Raw genomic sequence first — 21,559 nt, forward strand, 5'->3', positions numbered from 1 at the left:
CCTTCTTGCCGATGCAAGAAGGTTTCTTTTTAAGCTAATTTATTTCTGTATAGTGATACGTGAAATACTGTCATTTGAATAAAGAAAATAGAAAATAGAATATATAATGGGTATCCAGGAAGATATTCATTAATAATAGGCGAAAAAGTTAAAAATCCAACTGCACAAGGTAACACAAACCATAACGATACAAATGTTGTTCGACAAGCTTTATCCGTAATCGCTTTTTCACGTTCATCTTCTAGCGGAAATAATAATGGATACATCCAAAAAGATAAATTCTTATATTTTTTCTTTTGAATTCTATAAAAAATTGTAACTATAATTGCTCCAATAAATAATAAAATGAATGGTACTCCATTAAACCATACTTCAAATGGGAATTTCTCGTTTTTAATTATATCTGCTAACTCTGTAATGACACTATAAAATTCAACAAATGTCCAGCATGCTAAAGCAGTATAAAGCACGTTTATGATATAAGAAAAAACAATTCTATTCATCCTCTTCCCCCTCCTTATTTAAAACAAACACGTCTTCCATCTTTAACTGAAACACATCACAAATCGTAAGTGCTAATAACAACGAAGGAACGTAATCCCCTTTTTCAATTGCAGCAATTGTTTGTCTCGTTACTCCAACCTTTTCTGCTAATACACTTTGCGTAAAGTTAAAACGAGCTCTTAATTCTTTTACTCTGTTTAAAATGGTCAAATTTACCACCTCTCACCATTATTGTATGCTATCCTTAACAAAATGTAAACTTAACTTAACATTATTATTATAAAAAAATCCAACTCTACGTATTGTAAAGTTGGATTACTTGTTAGTTTAAAATTGTAACTTTAACTGTTCTTCTGCCCCAGCTACTTGATGAACCTTTATCTGGCATTAAAACATCAATTCTATGCCCCTTAATAGCTCCACCAGTATCGGCTGCAATTGCTACTCCATAACCTTCAACATTTACAGTCTTACCTAATGGAATAACACTTGGATCTACAGCAATTAATTTCATTCCTGGGTTTGCAGTTAGATTATAACCTTTACCACCTGGTCCCCATGCAGAAAATACTTGTTGACCTGGCGCATAACCATTTTCTCCTGGATCAGCTGTATAAGCTGTAGCTTCTACATAAATTTCTTTCCCACCAGCAGTTGGCTTAGAAGATGGTTCAGGTTGTGCAGGTTTTGTAGGTTCTACCTTCGAATTATTATTAGCAACTGGTTCAGCTGGTTTATTAGCTTTTTCCTGCTTTTGCTTTTCAGCAATTTCCGCTTGTGCTTTCGCTAAAGCTTCTTGCTCTGCTTTTGCAGCCGCTTCTGCTTTTGCACGCTCTTCCGCCGCAATTCTTGCTGCTTCTTGTTCACGAGCAATTGTTTCTTGTACTGCCTTCATATTTGATTCAATTTTAGCTTTTTCTTCCGCTGCTAAATTAAGTTGACTTGCAACCTCATTATATTTAGCTTGAACTGTTTGTAAGTTATCTTGACGTTTTTTCAAGTTATCTTGCAGTTCAGCTTGCGCTTTTGCTAATTTTTGTTTGTCTACTACTAAAGATGCTTCTTTTTCGTCAATTGTTTTCTTATCTTCTTCAATTTGACGAAGATCTTGTTCTTGTAGACGTAAAATTTCTTTATCAGCTTCTAGAATAGTAGAAACTGCGTTCATACGTTGTAAGAAGTCTGCAAAGTTTTTTGACTCTACTACAACTTCTACTACTAAACTTGTATTTGAGCTGTTTTGAACAGAAACCATACGTTTTCTCATAATATCTTTACGAGCAAGGACTTTATCCTCTAAAACGACAATTTCTTCCTTTTTTTGTTCAATCTGCTTATGTGTTTCATCGATTTTACGTTGAATAGCAGCTTGATCCTCTTTATTTTTTGCAATTGTATTATTTAAATTATGTAGTTCGTTTTCGATACCTTTAATTTCTTTACTAACAGCTTGCTTCTCTTGCTCTTTCTTTTGCATTTCTGCATCGTTTTGTTGCAATTGCTGTTGCATGTTGTTAAGTTTCTCGTCGTTTGACTCTGCTTTAACAGCGACTGTACTAGAAAGACCAATAATTCCTGCTAATACTAGACAGCTGATTCGCTTAAAATAGTTCATAATCCGACTCCCTTCTTATACAGTTATACATGATTTATTTTACAGTTTGTTTACAAAACGATTAAATACAGTTTATTTTTCGTGACGAAAAAAAGAGAATTATGAATAAAATGTAATAGATTCTTAAATATTTAACAATTCCTATATTTAAAAAATACAAAAGATGCTAAAATCCAAATATAGAGAAAATATAACTTTCGAAGGCGGTTGAAATAAATACATGTTTACTCAAAAAAAATCACTCCAACATACAATTGCTCAATTAGAAGAGCGTATACAAGAATTAGAAGCAGAATTAAAACAAAAAGATATTGAAAAACAAGAGACTATTTCTACTATCCACGATCGTGTACAAAGCGTTGTCCAAGAGCATCAACTTGTAAATAACCAACACAATACACTTCAAAATTTAGTTCAACAATTAAGTTCATGTTTCGAAAATGTTTCAACACGTACGACACATTCCAATGAGTTAAATAATGAAATGTTGCAAAAGGAACAAAGCTTAATTCAGTCTATTGCAGAAATTATTGACTGCTCTAATGAAGGAAAAGAATCCGTTCACCGCTTACTTATTGTAATTAATAAATTAGGTGAACAATCCCAACGCACGTCTAATAGTATGAATCATCTAAGCGAACGCTCAAAGGAAATCGAGCAAATTGTAGAAGTCATTCAAAACATTGCAGCACAAACAAATTTACTTGCTTTAAATGCGAGTATTGAAGCCGCACGTGCTGGAGAACACGGTAAAGGATTCGCTGTCGTTGCCAATGAAGTAAGAAAACTAGCAGAAAGTACAGCAGAAAGTACAAAAAACATAGGCAACTTAACGAAAAAAATTCAAGAAGAAATTGAAAAAGCATATGATAACACAAAAGATAATTTACATTTAGTTGATGAAGGTGTAGAAATGAGCGCCGATACAAATGCTAGAATTGAAAATATTTTAGTTATGATTCAAACGTTACAAAATGGTGCTACAAATGTTATTAAGGCTATCGAAAACCAAAAGTCTTGTAATGATGACATATTACGAGAATTCGCTAACACACAACAAATGTTCCAAAAATTAAATACTACTATTATGAATCATATTCATGATGCTGAAAAAGTCGATGTTCAATTGTCTAAAAGTCTTCAAGAAACAGTAACTTCTTAATTAAAAATAAAAATCCCTTATACTGCTATAAGGGATTTTTATTTTATTTTGAATATTTATTTCTTTTCAATATTCATCCATATCTTTGTTATAATGGAAAAGTTGTTTCTTTCAACTAATAAACAAGGAGGTTATTATGGAACAATTTTACTACGTTTTAAAATATTTAATTCTCGGTCTGTTCCAAGGACTAACAGAACCAATTCCGATTTCTTCAAGTGGTCATCTCGTTTTAGCACAACATTTGCTAGGACTAAAAATAGAAGGGTTTAGCTTCGAACTACTTGTTAATTCAGCTTCATTATTAGCTGTATTACTTATTTATAGAAATGATTTAATTCGTCTAACGAAGAATGGTCTCTCTTATATATTTACAAGAGCAGAAGACGCAAAATCAGATTTCTTCTTTATTATTTATCTTGTTATTGCAACCATTCCAGCAGGTGTTATTGGTGTTTTATTTAAAGATTACATCGATCAGTACTTAAAAGGTGTGAAGATGGTTGGGATTTCCCTTCTTATTACTGCTGTCGGCCTTTGGATTATTAGAAATTTACGCGGTCGTAAAAATGATGGCGACCTTTCTATGAAAGATGCAATCATCGTCGGATTAGCACAAGCTTGCGCACTGATTCCCGGAATAAGCCGATCTGGTGCCACAATCGTAGCAGCAATGTTACTTGGTATGAAGCAAGAAACAGCACTTCGCTTCTCATTCTTACTATACATTCCTGTTAGCTTAGGTGGCTTATTGTTAAGCATTACAGACATTGCAAATGATCCAAATCTAGACACATTATTCGTACCATATGTCGTTGCATTCATCGCAACATTTATCATGACGTATATTTCACTAAAATGGTTTATGAACATTATGGCAAAAGGAAATTTAAAATATTTCTCTTTCTATTGTATTATCGTAGGTGTACTTACTCTTATTTTCTTATAAAGTAAAACTTACAAATTGAAAGCGAGTCATCTAGTGTAATAGAATGACTCGCTTTTTTATACCTCTATTAAGTTAAAATCTATTATTTACTTAGAATTTTCTGAATAGTATAATATTATTTAAGTTTACTATTACAGTAATTCTATCTTTCCTACTATTATCGTAAAAGAGGTGTTTATATGTTTATAGTTACTAAACTCATTCACATTAAGTACGAATATGAAAATGAGCTACTTTATGGGCTTAAACAATATTATCCTTCCCCTGGAACGAACGGTTGTATTAACATAGAGTTTTCACATGTTCATCGTACAAATGATAAGGCAGAATATATGATTCGTCTGTTATGGAAAACACAACAAGATTACCATACATGGCTTTCTCAAAGAGAAGGCCATGTAACTTTGAAGCACAAAATACAAGGCTATATACTTTCTTCCAAATCAAATGCTACCTATGTGCATTAACCCTTCTCTTTTTATTCCTTACAAGGGGCAAAATGATAAAGTGAAACTTTAATCCTCACCAATTGTGCTTCCCACAAATAGCGGGATAAAGAGCCCTCTTACTTTTCCTACTGTAAGAGGGCTTCTCTTATGCATACACTTTCTTCTCTTGACAATACAAACGAATAACATGTTTATTTTGTTGAAATACATCATGCGTCAGACGAATAATAATAAAGTTTCTTTTTGTTTGATCATCATGAACAAAAATCTGTTCTCCCTCCTGAAAACGCCATGCACTTTCAAAAGTCGTAATATGATCCCCACTTACAGAAAAAAGTTCATATCGCATCTCTTGTACCCTCTCTCAACTTACATCATCATAATATCCTCATATTAAATTTATTATAACTTAATTCCTATAAAATTAGTAATTATTTCTATTTCGAAAGATTTTAACTTTGTATTTAAATATTTTTAGCGCTATAATGATAAACGAATTTTCATTGAAAGGAGTTTTACTTTGACTGCATATTTATTTCCAGTAAAAACAGCATTTATTTTATTCCCCTTTTTAGCAATGTTTCTTTTAATCCCTTTTTTAATATTTAATTATCGAAAATACGGTTATTTAAATAAATGGCGCTCATTTATTTTATACTCATTATTACTTTACTTATTAAATGCCTATTTTCTTGTTATTTTGCCGTTACCACAAACGTTTGATACTTGTAGCCTACAACCAGCTAATACACAACACATGCAACTCTCACCATTTTATTTCATACAAGAGATTAGTAGTCATACATCGGCAGTTTTAACGAAACCAGCTACTTATTTCTACTTATTAAAAGAGTCTGCGTTTTTACAAGTTGCATTTAATGTTCTATTAACTGTTCCATTCGGTATTTACTTACGTTATTATTTCCGACGTAGTTTCTTACAAACAATTTGCATTTCCTTTTTCCTTTCACTATTTTTCGAGCTAACACAAGTGACTGGATTATACGGTATATACAATTGTGCATACCGATTATTTGATATCGATGATTTGTTTTTAAATACATTAGGTGGCGTAATTGGTTTTATCATTGCACCAATATTTACGTACTTCCTTCCGAAGACAAACGAGTTAGATAGTCATATTGATTTGGAAACGAAACCAGTCGGATTCATTCGTCGCCTTATCGCGATGCAAATTGATTGGATTTTCTTATCTATCGTCGTACCTGTCGTTAAAAACAAAGGAAATTCTTTCTTCGTTTCTAATATGCAATCTTACACGAATATGTATGAACTCATTTTCATTACGTGTTCAATCCTTATTTATTTTATTCTTATTCCATACTTTACGAATGGAAAAACAATTGGGAAAGCATTGCTTCGCATTCATCTGAAAGGAAAATCAGATCGTATTACATTAAAAGAACTATTTATTCGCTACGGTATATTTTATTTTGCGTTAGGCGGAATCAATTATATTCTTTCTAGTAGCTCTATGTTAAATCATACAGAACCTTTAGTATTACTCATTACATTGTTATTCCTATTTATCATTAACGGCCTATTCATTATTCATGTTTTACTGCATGTATTTAGCCGTGATAAACTACTATTTTATGAACATATTAGTCATACAAGAAATGCAATTACACTAAAAAAAGCTGACAAATAATTATTTGTCAGCTTTTTTATATACATAATGTAAAAATTTAATCAGTGGGGGTCTTACTGCCCGGCAAATAGCGGGATAAATAACTTTTCTGCATAAGGATTAAAAAACATTCCAAGTTCATCTAGAGACTTCCTCGCCTGTAAAAACGAATGAAACTCTGGATATATATCTTGTAATTGCTCATACGATAATGTATGCATTTTCCCCCAATGCGGACGCCCTTCATACTTCAGAAAAATTTTTTCCACTTCGCCAAAGTAAGCAGCATATTTCATACCTTTATACATATGAACAGCGATATACGCTGAATCTCTTCCATAGGCTGGACTAAGCCATATATCATCACCTTTCACATAGCGGCATTCGATCGGGAAGTGCACCTTATACTTTTTCTTTTCAATAAGATTTGAGATTTCTTCTACAACCGTCCTCATATACTTTGAAGGAATGCTATACTCCATTTCATAAAATGGTACCGTACGTGATGTAGCAAATACTTCATAGCTCGGGCCAATTATTTTTGTGTTTGGTACAGCTTTAGCTGATAATCGACTCACTCCTTTACTTATAGAAGGAAACCATTTACACCCTTTAGATAGTAAAGAGAACATCCTATTTTCAAGTAACTCCACCTTTAATTTATGCCATTTCAAATCACTGCCTGTATTCGTTGTTTCGTTCGTAAGTTTTACTTGTACTTCATCAGAATAAGGAAAAACGAAAAATTCAAAATGACGATGCTTCTTATATTCTTCTAGTTTGTTCATTACAGTGGATAATGACTGTTTTTCACTTTCATAAACGAGTGAATACGCTGGAATAACCTTTAATTTTATCTTTACAATGATACCTAACATTCCAAGTGACAACTGAAACGCTCTCCAATATTCTACGTTCTCAGTTTCCGAACAAACTATACTCTCACCATTAGATAAAACTGCCGTAATCTCTATAACTTGTGTTGATAAACCCCCAAAGGTAATACCCGTTCCATGAGTCCCCGTACTAATCGCTCCTGCAATAGATTGTGAATCAATATCCCCTAAATTTTCTTGCGCATAGCCTTTTTCCTCAAGTAACTTCCCTAAATCATATAACTTTGTTCCTGCCCACACTTCAGCGACCATCTTCTCTTCATCAATATTCACAATGCCCTTCAATTCATCTAAAGAAACTAAAACTTCTTCGGTTTGCACAAGGGGTGTAAACGAGTGTCCTGAACCAACAACACGAATTTTCCGCCCCTTTTTTCGTGCAAGCCCCACTACTTCTACTACATCTTGTATACTTTCTGGATACATCGTATAATGCGGCGTTCCTTCTACATTCCCTGTCCAATTCCTCCACTTTTGTCCCTTTATAGAAAGCATTGGCCATCCCCCCGATATGTTGAATACTCCCCAACAATCTCTCCTTTTTTAACACGATACAAAAAAGGAAAGCGCTCACATAATTCACCAGCCTTACTATGACGAAACAAAATGGACTCTCCTATATCCACTCGTTCCTCGCCGCTATAAAAAATTGGCGTTTGTACCTCGCCAGCACCTTCTAAAGCTAATAGTTTTGCACCCTTCGGTCTCCAAACTTCAGGCTCTTTATCTTTTCCAACTGCTCCTGAAGCAATATATCCACCACCTAGGCAAGTGTAAATAAACGGGACTGGTTTACGCACAACTGGTAAAGCAAATCCGACCGCTGGATGAAATTTCACCTCTTTATAATAATCAAACAGCTTCGGAGAATAAAAAGCAGAACCTATTGTAATCTCTGAAACTGAATTATCTTTCTCAGTTGTTTTTATGCTTCCTGTTCCGCCTCCATTTACAAACCTTAGCTCAATACCAAGTTTTTGTATTGCTTTTACAATATGTTCTCTTCTTTCTTTCACTTCTAGCACTGATTTCTGCTTTAAATACGAAATCACTTTACTTTTCAGCCATTGATTCGGTATATGGTCTCCCACCCCAGCAATTTGAGCTTCATAACCCATCACACCATCTAACATTAAATATGATGACCTTCTCACCTTTTCTACTACTTTCAACGCATCCTGCACATTTTTTACTGGGGATCTTTGTACACCAAAATGAAATTGAAAGAAACGACTACTCATATCAATATCCAAACAAACACGAAAACATCCTTTAGATTTCTCAGCAATTTTTTCTAAATACACAATATGCTCTTCACAATCCACCATACAAGTTATAATGAAACCTTTCTTTGTTAGCAAACTAATTTCACACAAAGCTCTTTCATCATAAGCAGGATATCCGAGCAATAAATCATTAAATCCTTGTTCTATTAAAAATAAAACCTCTCTAGGTGAAAAGCACATAATACCTTGAAATCGATCATTTGTAGCTAAAATCTTTTGCATAATCGGAACAGAACGTAACGATTTACTCGCTATACGAATCTTCTTATTTCCACTTAACTCTATAATCGATTGAATATTTCTATCTAAAGCCACTTCATCCAAAAATGCACACGGTAATGGAACTTCTTTAAAAATTCCTCGATCCACATTTTTCTCTCCTCTTTTCAATATGTCTTATACATATTGGAAAGAAAGTATGATTTTCCTGTTTGCAAATAAAAAAAGTTTCTTCTTTACGAAGAAACTTTTTGAAACTACTTCATAGAAATAGTCGCCTCTACTGGATAATGATCAGAGTAATCATTATACGTATATTTTTGGAACCATGATGTAACAGTCCATTGTGGAGATTTCGGCTGTAACACCTTATTCTCTATATACGATGGGTTCGCATGGTCTTTGCTTGCAATAATATAATCTAAATATTCGGCAGGACTATCAGGGAAATTATATTTTGCAATACTGTTTGTCGTTGCATCCCAAGTCGCTGTATGTCCAGTATAAGATGGTACAGAAGCGTTCAATGTTTTAAACATAGATGCATACTCTGAATCATTATTGTTCTCTGCATTTATCTTATTTACGTTCATATCACCACCAATTAACACATACTCATTATTTGGTATATTTTTATTTTTAATAAAATCTTGAATTTCTTTTAATTGGTTCGTACGTACAGATGCTGGTGAAGTTTTTCCGCACATACTATCTTCAGCCTGCAAATGCGTCCCAATCACGTGAACGAAACGATCATTTTTCTTAATTTTCGTGTATACAAATCCTTTATTCGATAAATTATCTGGCCCGCATCCTTTTGCAAATACATATTGAATCTTTTCAGCGATTGGCCATTTGCTCACAATCGCAACGCCACCATCTTCAGGAGTTGAAGATGAATAGTTTCCTAACGTTTTATCCCATTCACTTCCACTACTACGACCTAATACTGCTGTTTGATTTGGATATTCTTTCTTCAAATTCCCTAATAAACGATCTGAAGCGCTATTATCAAACACTTCATTTAATATAACTACATCTTGATTCTTTATATAATCTGCCGCCCCGATTAAATCAGCACGCTCAGTTTGTCCCCAGTTCGGATATAAGTTTGTTGATAGCATATATACATTATGCGTCATCACTTTTAATGTATCATTTTGATTTGTAGACACTTCTGCTTGAGCTGACGTTCCGCTATATAAAGCTCCTAAACCAACACCTAAGCTAAGTACACCTTTTAGCAATTTACCTTTCACGTTTCATACCTCCATGTATTGTATAGTGATAAAAAGGCCAAATACTCTATTCTGAGATTTGACCTTTTTTAAATACTTAACGATTTCCGTACGTATCAAACCAAAGCTGAATATATCCAGCAGTAACACGTTGTGCATCCATTAAACGCTTACCTGTCATTGGTGTAACTTCAGCGCGCCATTTATCTGCATATTCTTGTGATACAGCAGCTCTCACGAACCAATCTTTCGTATTATCATTTACAATGCCAGCGTAATCTTGTTTCGCAACTACTGCCGCTCCATGAATCCAATCTTCTGGATTCGTACCTTTCCAGTTCCAATATCCATTTCCATCCGTTACTTTATAATTATCTTTTATCGTATCTACAAAGTTTTCATATTTAGAATGGAATCCTTGTGGATACGATAGATTCGTAAAGTTTGCCGCATGCATCGGTTGGTTTACATCCCCTAAATAATGAAGAGATAATCCTAAATAGAAGAACGCTTGTTTCATATCTTTATTTTTATAAGACTCACCAGCTAATTTAAAATATTTAGCTCCTGTTTCCTTTGCTTGCTTTGCATACGGAATATAAGTTTTCCCATTGTCAGGGTCATAGAAATGTGAAGCAAATGTGCTATTATCATAATAAGGATTTTCATAGTCAGCAGCATAAATACCGTTCTCTAACTCCGTACGCCATTCATTTAATAGTGCAACTCGATCTTGTTTTACAAGTGTTGTATTACGAGACATAATATCAATTGCACGGTTTACAATCCATAAATGAGAATTCACGCCTTCTTTATGTTTATCTTCAGCAGACCAGCGCGGAATAACTCCAAATCTCTGTCCCCCATCATTTTCATGAGCAAATGCAACACTTTGTAATGGAGCAACTAATGTAATAGCTGCCGCTAAAGCAAGTACTTTCTTTTTCATATAAAATCCTCCATTTTATAATTGAATTATTGTAAACATTTTGTTAGGATCCTATGATGTCGTCCGGTTAACCTATGACTAGAATATCCCACCTTTCATGAAATTTCTATCAATAAATTAAAATATGCAAATGTTCATATCATTATAACTTTATACACAGTGAATATAATGAATGAATACACTTTCATTTTAATAAACTATTATTAAGGCTTGTCTAAACTAATGTAAAAAAAAAGTAAAGCATCTGAATGCTTTACTCTTTTTTTCTATTCGATAATATACTTGGCAATTGTACATTAACTGCTAACTTATGAATAAATCCAAACACTAGTCCAATCCCAATAAATATGTATAAGATTGTAAATATCTTTCCGAAATCAGTTCGCGGACTAAAATTCCCATCACCGACAGTCGTCAACGTGACCACACTAAAATATAAAGCGTCAATAGGACGTAATCCTTCAACTGTACTATAAAAAATCGTACCCGATATTAAAGTCAAAATTGTTAATACAAATAATACTTGAAATTCTTTATCTTTCCACGCTCGTAAACAGGCTCTTAACATTCGCTTTAAAGTTAACAAAAATGAAAGCATTAGATTCTCCCTTCCAAACAAAAATACATTGAGTCAAAGGAAAGTCTATCACCTTTCAGTATAGAAAAAGAGTAGCCCTCTTCTATTTCTAGAAAAGGGCTACTCTATTCGATTCTATCTTATTTAGGTGAAACAAGAATTTTCACTTGTGTTTTATCTTTTACAAGTGCTTCAAATCCTTCTTCAACAACTTGATCGACTGTAATTTTTTTCGTAATTAATTTCTCTGCTTGAATTTGACCAGAGCTAATTAATTTAATAACGGCTGGGAAGATGTGACGGTATCCTAAAATACCAATAACTTCTTTTTCTTTTAATACTAAATTATTTGGAGTAATTGTTGCGTCTTTTTCCCATACACTAACAATTACAGTTTGTCCTTCGAAGCTTGTACTTTCAATCGCTTGGCGTAGTACAACTTCAACACCTGTTACTTCAAAGCTAACATTTACACCTAAACCATTTGTTAAGTTACGAATTTCAGCTAACACATCTTGAGTTGCTGGATTTAATACATAATCCGCACCTGCTAATTTCGCTAACTCTTGACGTTCTTTAGAAAGTTCAACTGCAATAACAGGAGTTGCTCCTGCTGCTTTAGCTGCTTGGATAACAAGAAGTCCAATTGGACCGCAACCAAATACAGCTACAGCTTCCCCTTCTTTTAATTTACTTTGACGTACTGCATGAACTGCTACTGCTGCTGGTTCTACAAGCGCACCTTGTTCATACGTCATTTCATCTGGAATGTGATGAACCATATCTTCTGGTACTACTGTATATTCAGAGAAACCGCCGCCTTCTCCGCCAAGACCGTGGAAAACAAGTTGTTCACAAACATTGTAATGTCCATGTTTACAAGCTTCACATTTACCACAAGAATAAATTGGCTCTACAACAACGCGGTCTCCCACTTTATGAGATGTAACTCCTTCACCAATCTCTATTACCTCACCACTAAACTCATGACCTAAAATAACAGGTGCTTTCACATGTGTTAATGGATGTTCTTCTGTTGGAATAAAAATAGGCCCTGCTAAATATTCATGCAAGTCTGTCCCACAAATACCACACCATTTAACTTTGATTTTCACTGTTCCTGGTTTTACTGTTGGTTCTGGTACTTCTTCTACTCGTACATCACGTTGATTATGCCAAAGTAGTGCTTTCATTTTATACATCCCTCTCTATGTATATACTTAACCTGGTGAAGTTTACAATTCTATTATAATACTTCTATCCATATATTTCAAAAAAACAATCACATCCCCACTAATTTTTTACAAATAACGTTCAATATTTTGTCACTTTGTACTTTTTTCCACATCTGTTAATTCAATTTCATTGCAGGTGAAATTAGCATTGTGCCATAATAGCATAGGAGAGGTGAATATCGCTTGAAATATTTTATTTACTTTATCGTTATCGTGGCATTTTTAGATACATTTTCACAATTACCTATTATGAGTACTTTCGCTCAAAGCCTTGGAGGAACTCCTCTTATTATCGGGCTAGTTGTCGGTATGTACTCATTCGCTAATATGATCGGTAATATTATTGCTGGAGCCGCTGTCGATAAATTTGGTGCAAAAAAAATCCTTTATATAAGCATGGGAATTACGAGTTTCATAGTCTTGTTATACACCGTTGTTCAAAGTGGTGAACAACTATTAGTTGTGCGCTTTATGCATGGATTTAGTGATGGCTTTTTAATTCCTGCTGCCTTTACATTTTTATCAAAACAAACAAATGCAAAAAGACAAGGAAAAGCAATGGCTCTATCTGGTGCTGCTGTTGGAACAGCCGCAATCGTAGGACCTGCTTTCAGCGGTATTATGAAAGCAACAGCTGGCGTAGAGTGGGTCTTCATTACTATTTCTATTTTAATGGCTCTTGGTACGATCGTATCTCTATTCTTCTTACCAAATAACGTATCAAGAAAAGATACATCAAGAACACAAATGATGAACAAAGAAGATATGGTTGAACTTTTAAAATCAGAACCGTTATTACAAGCATATATTGGTGCTTTCACATTAATGTTTTCACAAGGAATTGTCACTTATATGTTACCAGTAAAAGTTGAGGCATTAGCGCTTAAAGCATCTACAACAGGCATGATGTTAAGTGTATTTGGTATAACTGCTATCCTCTTCTTCTTGCTTCCAACAAATCGTATTTATGATCGATTTAATCGTTCGAAACTAATGCTAATCGGAATTGCAGTTATGGCATTCGCATTATCTTTACTCGGATTATTTGCTACAAAAGGTATGCTCTTTATCGTAATGATGATTTATGGAATTGGATTCGCAATCCTCTTTCCGTCTATTAACGCTTTACTTGTTGAAAATACTACAGACGATAATCGCGGAAAGGCATTCGGATTATTTTATGCCTTCTTCTCATTAGGAGTTGTTGCTGGCTCCTTTACAGTCGGCGCAATCGGAGCATCACCTAGCATCAGCTTCATTATCGGGACAGCATTTTTATTAACATTTGCTGGGATGATTTATGTAAGAAGTAAAGTAAAAAAGACAATGATGGGATAATCCATCGTTGTCTTTTTTAAAATGCATATTTATATAATCCATAATACAATGGAAGCGTTGGAATAATGCCAATTAATATAAATATAAAAGGTAATGGCTCATCTCGCTCTTCATATAAACGAAAAACAAAAACTGCAGTTAAAGTCCAACTGACGCTAAACAAGAAGATACATTTCCAAACAATCGAGGTTAATATTTGTATATCAAATACAAAACCAAAGAGCCCTATCGAATAGAACTCTTTTTGCCCAATATATTACTTTTGTGTATAACCAAATAACAATGTAAATAAATTGAGCCGTAAAGGCAATAATACATCTCTTCTTTTAAACAGAAAGTTTATAAATACTGACGATACTTCGACAATTTCCTCGGAAATATTTCCTTTCCCCACATAATTTGATACAGTACACATGAATAAACACTTGTATTACATAAAGTGAAACTTTAATCAGTGGGGGTTTTGTTCCTCCCCACTGATTATTAGTTGAACCAATCGGGCTTTTACGGGCAGTTGATCTCCCAACTAACTTCTTTACTTCCACTGAATTTTGAGGTGGGGATCTTACTGACCGTTAATGCGGGATAAACTAAAATAATAACTTACTGTACAAATTAAAAAGCACACTCTTCATATGAAGAATGTGCTTTTATGTTATTAACGTTTAATCCAAACAGCGCCTGCCGATTTATCTTCTGCCTGTCCAACAACTTGGAATTTAAGTCCAAGGTTTGGAACTTTTCTTCCTGCGTCTGCAATTTGCTTGTTACTATATACTTTTGAATCATCAAAAGTTGTAACACCTTGTAATCCAGAATAGTTAAACTGACCACGTGTTAATGAATTTACACTCCATGCTGGTGTTTTATCAAATGAAAATGCTGCATCTGCAATTTGCATGCCTGTATTACCGTATGCTGGTTTTCCGTTTAAATTACCAACTAGCGCTTCTGGATGAGAATCTACAACACCAAGGAATCCTTCACCTGGATGCACCCCAACCCAGTTATCTTTGAAACTATCATCTGCATACCAAACGACAAGACCTGTATTATACACTGGACCTTTTCCTGCTTTTAAACCATTATCTGATCCCGCATAATTTCTCCACTCTAAGTAGTAATAATGAGCTTTCTTCTCTGTCCCATCAGAAACAACAAAACCATTTAAATTCATTTTAGACTGTCCTTCTGCATCATCAGAAAATACAACTTGTCCATCAACAGTTACATTTACATTGTCCATCGCAAAACCTTTATATGTTACAGCCGGATCTGTAATATAGTCGAATTGTAGTTTCACTTTTTTGCCTTTAAATTGACTTAAATCATATGATTTATCAATCCATTTCCCATCTGTTGTATCTTTATCTCCTTGGACTACTTTTTCCCCAAGTCTATCAATTAATGTTTTCGTTCCATCTTCTGTTACTGCATGTACTTCGACGAAATCGCACTCTGCTTCTAACTCATAATTTGCTTTATAATCGAATTTTGCATTTGTTCCCTTTGTTAAATCAAAGAATGGTGTCTCTAACGTTGTATGCATATCATCGCCTCTTGTACTATAATATGCATGCTTTCCAAACTCCGGTTTAATCGTTTCAACACTTTTACCTGGTAAGTTAACACGTACAACGCCTGGACGATTTGATTTCGTAACACTTTGATCAATATAGGTAGGAACTCCCACACCACTCTTAATTTTATCGTAATCTACTTCTAATATTTTTGCCCAGTTGCCACCCATATTCTTTTGTAAGAAGTCTTTATTTTGTGGTGAAAAACTAGTCGGCTCTGTTCCTGCGATTTTCCCTGTCCAACTACCTCCACTCATTAATGACCAAGCTTCGACTGGTGAACCATTTCCAGTATATTTCGTGTCATATTCATCTGGTAATCCAAGATCATGTCCAAATTCATGTGCAAACACACCTACAGCTCCATCTTCTGGTTCAATTGTGTAATCATGTGCTGCTACTTTACCACCAAAGTAATCTACCTTTGATTTCGTACCTTCAATCGCTACTGGATCTACTGCTAATTTTGAACGATGTGACCAGATCGCATCATCACCTAATTTACCGCCACCAGCTTCTTGACCAACACCAGCATGGATTACCATTAAATGATCAATTACACCGTCAGGTTCATTTTGATTCCCGTCCCCGTTTGTATCATATCTATCAAATTGATCAAACTGAGATAAATCTAGTCCTTTCTCAGCAGCTGCATACAAAGCTTCTTTCACTAAATCACGTGCACCCTTTGGACCTTTATTATCGTGACCACTGCTACCATCAGCTCCATAATCAGATGCTTTTCCTGGAACAGTTAGCCACTCCGTTACATATCCATCTGTCGTATAACTACCACCAGACTGCTCTTCATAGTATTGTTTAAACGTTTTTACTTTTGAACCATCAAATAAAGTATACGGCTCATTACCGAACAACATCTTTTGATAATGTTCTCTACTAAAGTCTTTCGAATACATATAACCTGGTGTTTGATCAATATTATTATGTTTATAATCACTAAATTCAACGAGTAACACTAATACTTTATCCGATCGAACAGATCCCTTATATGGAGCTTGCTTTGCTTTTGAAGTTGGAACTTGCCCATTCAATTGCTTTTTATTTGGTTCTGGCTTTTGCTCAAGGCTAACATTTTTTTCAGCCTTTTTTACATTTTCCTTTTCTTCCATCTTTTTCTCTTTTACTTTTTTTGTGAAATCAGATGTTTCTTGTGAGTGAGCATCTGGAAGAATTTCTTTATTCGCCTGATCTCCTTGTTTCTTTTCAATATATTGCTCAACAGCTTTTTTCGTCTCTTCTTTAGAAGATGCTGGATTAATTGTTCCTCTTTCTTTCAGAGCTTCCGCTAAACGATCTTCTTGAATTAAATTGTAATCAATTGGTGTTGTAGATACACTATCTTTCTCTTTTGCTACCGTTTCTGCATATGCTAACGGAGCACTCATTACAGATGTACATCCGATAATTGCCGCAATTGCTAATGATGACAACACTTTAAATGGTGCTTTTCTTCTCATTCCATTTCTCCCCTTTATAAAACTTAAAATTCAGATAAATCGGTGCATTTTGTCCAAATCTCTGTTTACTACCCTCCCTATATAAAAAGACATAATTCTATAAACATTAAGCTTTTTGTTATAGAATCATGCCCTCCAGTTTTCTGGTCAGACCCTCTATCTTTTTATCCCTTGGTTCAATTAATAATCAGTGGGGGGATGAACAAAGCCCCCACTGATTAAAGTTTCACTTTATGTCGAAATATTAAAAATAAAGAGTTATGTGATATATATTAAATATCTTATATAACAAATTTAAAAGACAATATGCAAAATTGCATGAAAATTCTTTTAAATAAAAAAGAATCCTAGTCAATTAAACTAGGATTCTTACTTTTCTATTATTTCTCTTGTGTTTTTTCCCAATCAGCTAAGAATTTCTCAATTCCTTGATCTGTTAATGGGTGCTTCACTAATGAAGCAATTACGTTTGCTGGGATTGTTGCAATATGTGCACCGTTTAATGCTGCGTCAGTTACGTGAACGCTGTGACGTACAGATGCTGCGATGATTTCTGTTTCGATACCATGAATTGCAAAGATTTCTGCGATTTGACGAATTAAATCCATACCGTTATGACCGATATCATCTAAACGACCTAAGAATGGTGAAACGTACGTTGCACCAGCACGAGCAGCAAGTAATGCTTGAACTGCTGAGAATACTAATGTAACGTTTGTACGAATTCCTAAATCAGAGAACGCTTTTACTGCTTTTAAACCTTCTGTTGTCATTGGAACTTTTACAACAACGTTTGGAGCAATCTTCGCTAATTCTTTTCCTTCTTCAATCATTTTATCAGCTTCTAAGCTAATTACTTCTGCACTTACAGGTCCTTCTACAACGTTGCAAATTTCACGAATGCGCTCGTGGAAATCTACGCCTTCTTTTGCTACAAGTGATGGATTTGTCGTTACTCCAGCTAATACGCCTAATTCATTTGCCTCTTTAATTTCGTTAATGTTTGCTGTATCAATAAAGAATTTCATTTGTTGTTCTTCCTTCCTAATTTTCATTTTATATTTATTTATTTTTCTTAATAAGCTCTAATTCAATCGGAATAGATTTGTCCACTTTTTTACCTTGTGTTATCTCTTTTGCTGTTTGCATCGCCTTCTCTCCGATTAATTCTGGTTTTTGAGCGACTGTTGCAGCCATACGCCCATCGTTAACCGCTTTCACAGCATCTTCTGTTGCATCAAATCCAACAACTACTACATCTGTTTTTCCAGCAGACTTCAATGCTTCAAGTGCACCTAATGCCATCTCGTCGTTATGAGCAAACACGGCTTTAATATCGCTATTTGCTTGCAAAATGTTTTCCATAACAGATAATCCTTTCGCTCTATCAAAATCAGCCGCTTGTTTGGCAACTACTTTTAAAGACTTATCAGCTACGTTATGGAATCCTTTCCCACGTTCACGAGCAGCAGACGATCCAGGGATTCCTTCTAACTCAGCAACGTTTGCTCCTTCGCCGACTAATTCACGAATGTAATCACTAGCCATTTGACCACCTTCGATATTATTAGATGCAATGTGAGAAACAACCTTACCTGAATTCGCAACGCGGTCTACTGTAATAACAGGAACATTTGCTGCGTTTGCTGCACTTACTGCTGAAGCAACAGCATCTGAATCGGTCGGATTAATAACAACTACATCGACACCCTTTTGAATTAAATCTTCAACATCGTTCGTTTGCTTTGCTGCATCATTTTGCGCATCAACAGCAATCAATTCGATGCCACTATCTTTCGCTTTCTTTTCTGCCCCCTTTTTCAAAGTTACAAAGAAGGGATTATTTAAAGTTGAAACAGAGAATCCAACTTTAATAGTTTTATTTCGACCTTTATCGCTAGAATCCTTTGCCCATTCTGGCGGTTCCATTGAACAACCAGCAGTAATGACCATAATACATGCAACGAGTATAAGTAACCATTTCTTCATGAACTGTCCCTCCATTACGCTTCTTTTCTACGATCAATTAATACAGCTAATAAGATTACAAGTCCTTTTACAACTTGTTGGAAGAAAGAAGATACACCTAATAAATTTAAACCGTTATTTAGTACACCAATAATAAGTACACCGATGAATGTACCAACAATCCATCCTCTTCCCCCAGAAAGACTTGTTCCACCTAATACAACTGCTGCAATTGCATCTAATTCATAAGAAGTACCTGCAGTCGGCTGTGCAGAATCTAATCGTGATGTTAAGACAATACCTGCAAGCGCTGCCAAAATTCCGGAAAGACCGTAAATCATTACTTTAATTCTCGTAACATTAATACCTGATAGTGCTGCTGCTTCTTCATTTCCACCAATTGCAAATGTACGGCGACCAAATGTCGTTTTCTTCAAAATGAAGTACAGTACTGCGAAAGCGATCATCATTGTAACAGCTGGTACCGGAATACCAAGAAAATAACCGCGGCCAAACATTTGGAACATTAAATGATCACCAAGACCAGTGATCGGACGTCCGTCCATATAAACAAGCGTCAACCCACGAAAAATAGTCATTGTTGCTAAAGTTGCAATAAATGGAGCTACTTTTCCTTTCGCAATGATGATACCGTTTACAATTCCCATTACAAGACCTGCTAATAGTCCAACTGCCATTGCAAGGAACGGATCCATGCCACTTGCCATCATTCCAGCAACAAGTGCACTTGATAATGCTAAAATAGAACCTACCGATAAGTCAATACCCCCTGTTAAAATTACGAAGGTCATTCCAAATGCAATAAGCGCATTAATCGATACTTGACGCAGTATATTAAATAAATTTGGAATTTCAATGAACGCTGGATTTAAAGCTGTAATTACGACGATAATTAATACTAAACCGATTAAAGAACCGAGTTGTTGTAATACATTCCCCTTCTTAGCCATCCTTACTCTCCCCCTGTAGCTAGTGCCATAATAGACTCTTGTGATGCCTCATCTTTCCCTAAAATTCCGCCGACTTTTCCTTCATGAATAACAAGAACTCGATCACTCATCCCTAAAACTTCCGGAAGCTCAGATGATACCATAATAACGGCATCGCCTTGCTCTGTAAGCTTATTCATAATAGAGTAAATTTCTTTTTTCGCTCCAACATCAACACCTCTTGTTGGCTCATCTAAAATGAGTAATTGCGGATGAATGCCTAGCCATTTTGCGATTACAATCTTTTGCTGATTTCCACCAGAAAGAGATTTCACTGCCTGCTCCCCGCTAGATGCTTTCACATTAAGAAGCTTCATCATATCCTCTGTAAACTGTTGTTCTAGCTCATTGCTTAGAACACTTCCCTTTGAAAGATTTTCTAAATTCGGTAAAGCTAAATTTTCTCGAATTGAAAAATCTAACACTAATCCTTCAGACTTTCTATCTTCTGTAATGAAAGCAATTCTTTGTCTAATTGCATCTATTGGACTATCAATCTTTACTTCTTGTCCATTTATAAAAATTTGTCCAGAGTCTAAAGGTTCATAACCAAATATCGCTTTCATAATATCAGTGCGACCAGCCCCCATCAAACCAGCTACACCAAGGATTTCACCTTTCCTCACTTGAAACGAAACATTTTCAAATTTCCCTTTCTTCGTTCCATTACGCATTTCAAAAATGACATCACCAATTTGACTATTTCGCTCTGGGTAACGTTCACCAATGCTGCGCCCCACCATCATACTCACTACTTCATCAAATGATGTTTCTGGAATTAATCTCTTTCCCACGTATTCTCCATCACGCAAAATCGTAATAGCATCACATATTGAGAAAATCTCTTCCATACGATGCGAAATGTACACGAATGAAACACCTTCTTTACGTAACTTATTGATTACTGTAAAGAGCGTTTCGATTTCACGATCCGTCAGTGCCGCAGTAGGTTCATCCATAATAATAACGCTCGCGTTTGTCATTAATGCTTTCGCAATTTCGATAATTTGCTGTTGTCCAACCGATAATTCCTCTGCTAACATAGCGCCTCTTACATGCAGCCCTAGCTCTGCTAGTTGCTGCTGCGCAATCGCGTTCATTTGTCGAGTGCGTAAAATACCTGTTTTCCCATACATTAACTCTTTACCGAGAAACATATTTTCAGCTACTGTTAAATTCGGCAATATGTTTAGTTCTTGATGTATAAATGCGATGCCGTACTCTTCAGCTTCTTTCGCATTTTTAAAGGTGCGCTCTTGCCCATCAATCTTGATTGTCCCACCATCTTTTTTGTATACACCTGTTAAAATCTTCATGAGCGTTGATTTACCCGCTCCATTTTCCCCCATCAATGCATGGACTTCTCCTGTTTCAATCATAAACTGTGCATTCTTCAAAACAGGATTGCCATTGAACGCCTTTGAAATGTTTTTCATTTCAATATGCATTCCCATC

At 35.1% G+C, this 21,559-nt stretch carries 20 protein-coding genes and 1 pseudogene; 5 read left to right on the top strand and 16 right to left on the bottom strand.

The window, feature by feature from the left end; translation table 11 throughout:
• Positions 1 to 29 precede the first annotated feature (29 nt).
• The 3 genes from BLT20_RS22605 to BLT20_RS22615 all read right to left on the bottom strand — a co-directional run bounded on the left by BLT20_RS22605 (position 30) and on the right by BLT20_RS22615 (position 2,119).
• Positions 30 to 503, bottom strand: a complete 474-nt coding sequence (locus tag BLT20_RS22605) for a DUF2178 domain-containing protein (RefSeq protein ID WP_001080043.1) — start codon at positions 501 to 503, stop codon at positions 30 to 32.
• Positions 496 to 714: a helix-turn-helix transcriptional regulator gene (locus tag BLT20_RS22610; protein WP_000154019.1), complete on the bottom strand. Its 219-nt coding sequence runs from the start codon at positions 712 to 714 to the stop codon at positions 496 to 498. The genes BLT20_RS22605 and BLT20_RS22610 overlap by 8 nt, the downstream gene beginning before the upstream one ends.
• A gap of 112 nt (positions 715 to 826) precedes the next feature.
• Entirely contained in the window at positions 827 to 2,119 is a 1,293-nt protein-coding gene (locus BLT20_RS22615; protein ID WP_001105780.1) for a 3D domain-containing protein, read from the bottom strand.
• 484 nt (positions 2,120 to 2,603) lie between these two features.
• Between BLT20_RS22615 and BLT20_RS22620 the strand changes: the two genes are divergently transcribed.
• The 3 genes from BLT20_RS22620 to BLT20_RS22630 all read left to right on the top strand — a co-directional run bounded on the left by BLT20_RS22620 (position 2,604) and on the right by BLT20_RS22630 (position 4,697).
• Positions 2,604 to 3,281 carry a methyl-accepting chemotaxis protein gene (locus BLT20_RS22620; RefSeq protein WP_000939456.1) on the top strand — a complete coding sequence of 226 codons (678 nt, stop codon included), beginning with the start codon at positions 2,604 to 2,606 and terminating at the stop codon, positions 3,279 to 3,281.
• 136 nt (positions 3,282 to 3,417) lie between these two features.
• Complete coding sequence (locus BLT20_RS22625; protein WP_000434794.1) at positions 3,418 to 4,230, top strand: undecaprenyl-diphosphate phosphatase; 813 nt, start codon at positions 3,418 to 3,420, stop codon at positions 4,228 to 4,230.
• A gap of 179 nt (positions 4,231 to 4,409) precedes the next feature.
• Positions 4,410 to 4,697: a hypothetical protein gene (locus BLT20_RS22630; protein ID WP_000471238.1), complete on the top strand. Its 288-nt coding sequence runs from the start codon at positions 4,410 to 4,412 to the stop codon at positions 4,695 to 4,697.
• Between the two features lie 127 nt (positions 4,698 to 4,824).
• Here the strand turns inward: BLT20_RS22630 and BLT20_RS22635 are convergent, their stop codons facing one another.
• A complete protein-coding gene (locus BLT20_RS22635) occupies positions 4,825 to 5,028 on the bottom strand; it encodes a hypothetical protein (protein WP_001268332.1) in 204 nt (67 codons plus the stop codon).
• 171 nt (positions 5,029 to 5,199) lie between these two features.
• Between BLT20_RS22635 and BLT20_RS22640 the strand changes: the two genes are divergently transcribed.
• Positions 5,200 to 6,351, top strand: coding sequence for a VanZ family protein (locus BLT20_RS22640; protein ID WP_061685394.1), 1,152 nt, complete (start codon positions 5,200 to 5,202; stop codon positions 6,349 to 6,351).
• A gap of 53 nt (positions 6,352 to 6,404) precedes the next feature.
• On the opposite strand, the gene BLT20_RS22645 is transcribed toward BLT20_RS22640, so the two are convergent.
• The 6 genes from BLT20_RS22645 to bdhA form a co-directional block, all read right to left on the bottom strand.
• A complete protein-coding gene (locus BLT20_RS22645) occupies positions 6,405 to 7,721 on the bottom strand; it encodes a D-arabinono-1,4-lactone oxidase (protein WP_000948957.1) in 1,317 nt (438 codons plus the stop codon).
• Positions 7,709 to 8,881 carry an amino acid deaminase/aldolase gene (locus BLT20_RS22650; RefSeq protein WP_000373761.1) on the bottom strand — a complete coding sequence of 391 codons (1,173 nt, stop codon included), beginning with the start codon at positions 8,879 to 8,881 and terminating at the stop codon, positions 7,709 to 7,711. Before BLT20_RS22650 ends, BLT20_RS22645 begins: the two co-directional genes overlap by 13 nt.
• Before the next feature lie 107 nt (positions 8,882 to 8,988).
• On the bottom strand, positions 8,989 to 9,990 hold the full coding sequence (sph, locus tag BLT20_RS22655) for a sphingomyelinase C (RefSeq protein WP_000676803.1): 1,002 nt from the start codon (positions 9,988 to 9,990) through the stop codon (positions 8,989 to 8,991).
• A gap of 76 nt (positions 9,991 to 10,066) precedes the next feature.
• Positions 10,067 to 10,918, bottom strand: coding sequence for a phospholipase CerA (gene cerA, locus BLT20_RS22660; protein ID WP_000730997.1), 852 nt, complete (start codon positions 10,916 to 10,918; stop codon positions 10,067 to 10,069).
• Positions 10,919 to 11,171: 253 nt separating this feature from the next.
• Positions 11,172 to 11,516 carry a potassium channel family protein gene (locus BLT20_RS22665; protein WP_000948211.1) on the bottom strand — a complete coding sequence of 115 codons (345 nt, stop codon included), beginning with the start codon at positions 11,514 to 11,516 and terminating at the stop codon, positions 11,172 to 11,174.
• A gap of 119 nt (positions 11,517 to 11,635) precedes the next feature.
• Positions 11,636 to 12,688: a (R,R)-butanediol dehydrogenase gene (bdhA, locus tag BLT20_RS22670; protein WP_000645827.1), complete on the bottom strand. Its 1,053-nt coding sequence runs from the start codon at positions 12,686 to 12,688 to the stop codon at positions 11,636 to 11,638.
• 225 nt (positions 12,689 to 12,913) lie between these two features.
• Between bdhA and BLT20_RS22675 the strand changes: the two genes are divergently transcribed.
• Positions 12,914 to 14,068 (top strand): MFS transporter, encoded by a 1,155-nt coding sequence (locus BLT20_RS22675; RefSeq protein WP_000873271.1) that lies wholly within the window; start codon positions 12,914 to 12,916, stop codon positions 14,066 to 14,068.
• A gap of 16 nt (positions 14,069 to 14,084) precedes the next feature.
• On the opposite strand, the pseudogene BLT20_RS31140 reads toward BLT20_RS22675, so the two are convergent.
• From BLT20_RS31140 to rbsA, 6 genes and pseudogenes are all read right to left on the bottom strand, one after another.
• Positions 14,085 to 14,297 (bottom strand): annotated as a pseudogene (locus tag BLT20_RS31140) (hypothetical protein); the annotation flags it as partial.
• A gap of 429 nt (positions 14,298 to 14,726) precedes the next feature.
• Positions 14,727 to 17,126: a M6 family metalloprotease immune inhibitor InhA2 gene (gene inhA2, locus BLT20_RS22685; RefSeq protein WP_001252988.1), complete on the bottom strand. Its 2,400-nt coding sequence runs from the start codon at positions 17,124 to 17,126 to the stop codon at positions 14,727 to 14,729.
• A 380-nt stretch (positions 17,127 to 17,506) separates the two neighbouring features.
• The gene (fsa, locus tag BLT20_RS22690) at positions 17,507 to 18,154 is read right to left on the bottom strand and encodes a fructose-6-phosphate aldolase (protein ID WP_000667670.1); all 648 of its coding nucleotides are present in this window, start codon (positions 18,152 to 18,154) and stop codon (positions 17,507 to 17,509) included.
• A 34-nt stretch (positions 18,155 to 18,188) separates the two neighbouring features.
• Complete coding sequence (gene rbsB / locus BLT20_RS22695) at positions 18,189 to 19,115, bottom strand: ribose ABC transporter substrate-binding protein RbsB (protein WP_000758976.1); 927 nt, start codon at positions 19,113 to 19,115, stop codon at positions 18,189 to 18,191.
• A gap of 14 nt (positions 19,116 to 19,129) precedes the next feature.
• Positions 19,130 to 20,065 (bottom strand): ABC transporter permease subunit, encoded by a 936-nt coding sequence (gene rbsC, locus BLT20_RS22700; RefSeq protein WP_001074641.1) that lies wholly within the window; start codon positions 20,063 to 20,065, stop codon positions 19,130 to 19,132.
• 2 nt (positions 20,066 to 20,067) lie between these two features.
• Positions 20,068 to 21,552: a ribose ABC transporter ATP-binding protein RbsA gene (rbsA, locus tag BLT20_RS22705; RefSeq protein ID WP_000546778.1), complete on the bottom strand. Its 1,485-nt coding sequence runs from the start codon at positions 21,550 to 21,552 to the stop codon at positions 20,068 to 20,070.
• Between the last annotated feature and the right edge of the window lie 7 nt (positions 21,553 to 21,559).

This window comes from Bacillus sp. cl96 (assembly GCF_900100505.1).
GTDB lineage: Bacteria > Bacillota > Bacilli > Bacillales > Bacillaceae_G > Bacillus_A > Bacillus_A cereus.

What these genes read in the sequence shown, in the direction of transcription:
- cerA (WP_000730997.1), bottom strand. Translation starts at nt 10,918, where the DNA reads ATGAAAAAGAAAGTACTTGCTTTAGCGGCAGCTATTACATTAGTTGCT.
- BLT20_RS22625 (WP_000434794.1), top strand. Translation starts at nt 3,418, where the DNA reads ATGGAACAATTTTACTACGTTTTAAAATATTTAATTCTCGGTCTGTTC.
- rbsA (WP_000546778.1), bottom strand. Translation starts at nt 21,552, where the DNA reads ATGCATATTGAAATGAAAAACATTTCAAAGGCGTTCAATGGCAATCCT.
- rbsB (WP_000758976.1), bottom strand. Translation starts at nt 19,115, where the DNA reads ATGAAGAAATGGTTACTTATACTCGTTGCATGTATTATGGTCATTACT.
- BLT20_RS22645 (WP_000948957.1), bottom strand. Translation starts at nt 7,721, where the DNA reads ATGCTTTCTATAAAGGGACAAAAGTGGAGGAATTGGACAGGGAATGTA.
- inhA2 (WP_001252988.1), bottom strand. Translation starts at nt 17,126, where the DNA reads ATGAGAAGAAAAGCACCATTTAAAGTGTTGTCATCATTAGCAATTGCG.
- rbsC (WP_001074641.1), bottom strand. Translation starts at nt 20,065, where the DNA reads ATGGCTAAGAAGGGGAATGTATTACAACAACTCGGTTCTTTAATCGGT.
- BLT20_RS22665 (WP_000948211.1), bottom strand. Translation starts at nt 11,516, where the DNA reads ATGCTTTCATTTTTGTTAACTTTAAAGCGAATGTTAAGAGCCTGTTTA.
- BLT20_RS22615 (WP_001105780.1), bottom strand. Translation starts at nt 2,119, where the DNA reads ATGAACTATTTTAAGCGAATCAGCTGTCTAGTATTAGCAGGAATTATT.
- BLT20_RS22605 (WP_001080043.1), bottom strand. Translation starts at nt 503, where the DNA reads ATGAATAGAATTGTTTTTTCTTATATCATAAACGTGCTTTATACTGCT.
- fsa (WP_000667670.1), bottom strand. Translation starts at nt 18,154, where the DNA reads ATGAAATTCTTTATTGATACAGCAAACATTAACGAAATTAAAGAGGCA.
- BLT20_RS22630 (WP_000471238.1), top strand. Translation starts at nt 4,410, where the DNA reads ATGTTTATAGTTACTAAACTCATTCACATTAAGTACGAATATGAAAAT.
- bdhA (WP_000645827.1), bottom strand. Translation starts at nt 12,688, where the DNA reads ATGAAAGCACTACTTTGGCATAATCAACGTGATGTACGAGTAGAAGAA.
- BLT20_RS22620 (WP_000939456.1), top strand. Translation starts at nt 2,604, where the DNA reads ATGTTGCAAAAGGAACAAAGCTTAATTCAGTCTATTGCAGAAATTATT.
- BLT20_RS22635 (WP_001268332.1), bottom strand. Translation starts at nt 5,028, where the DNA reads ATGCGATATGAACTTTTTTCTGTAAGTGGGGATCATATTACGACTTTT.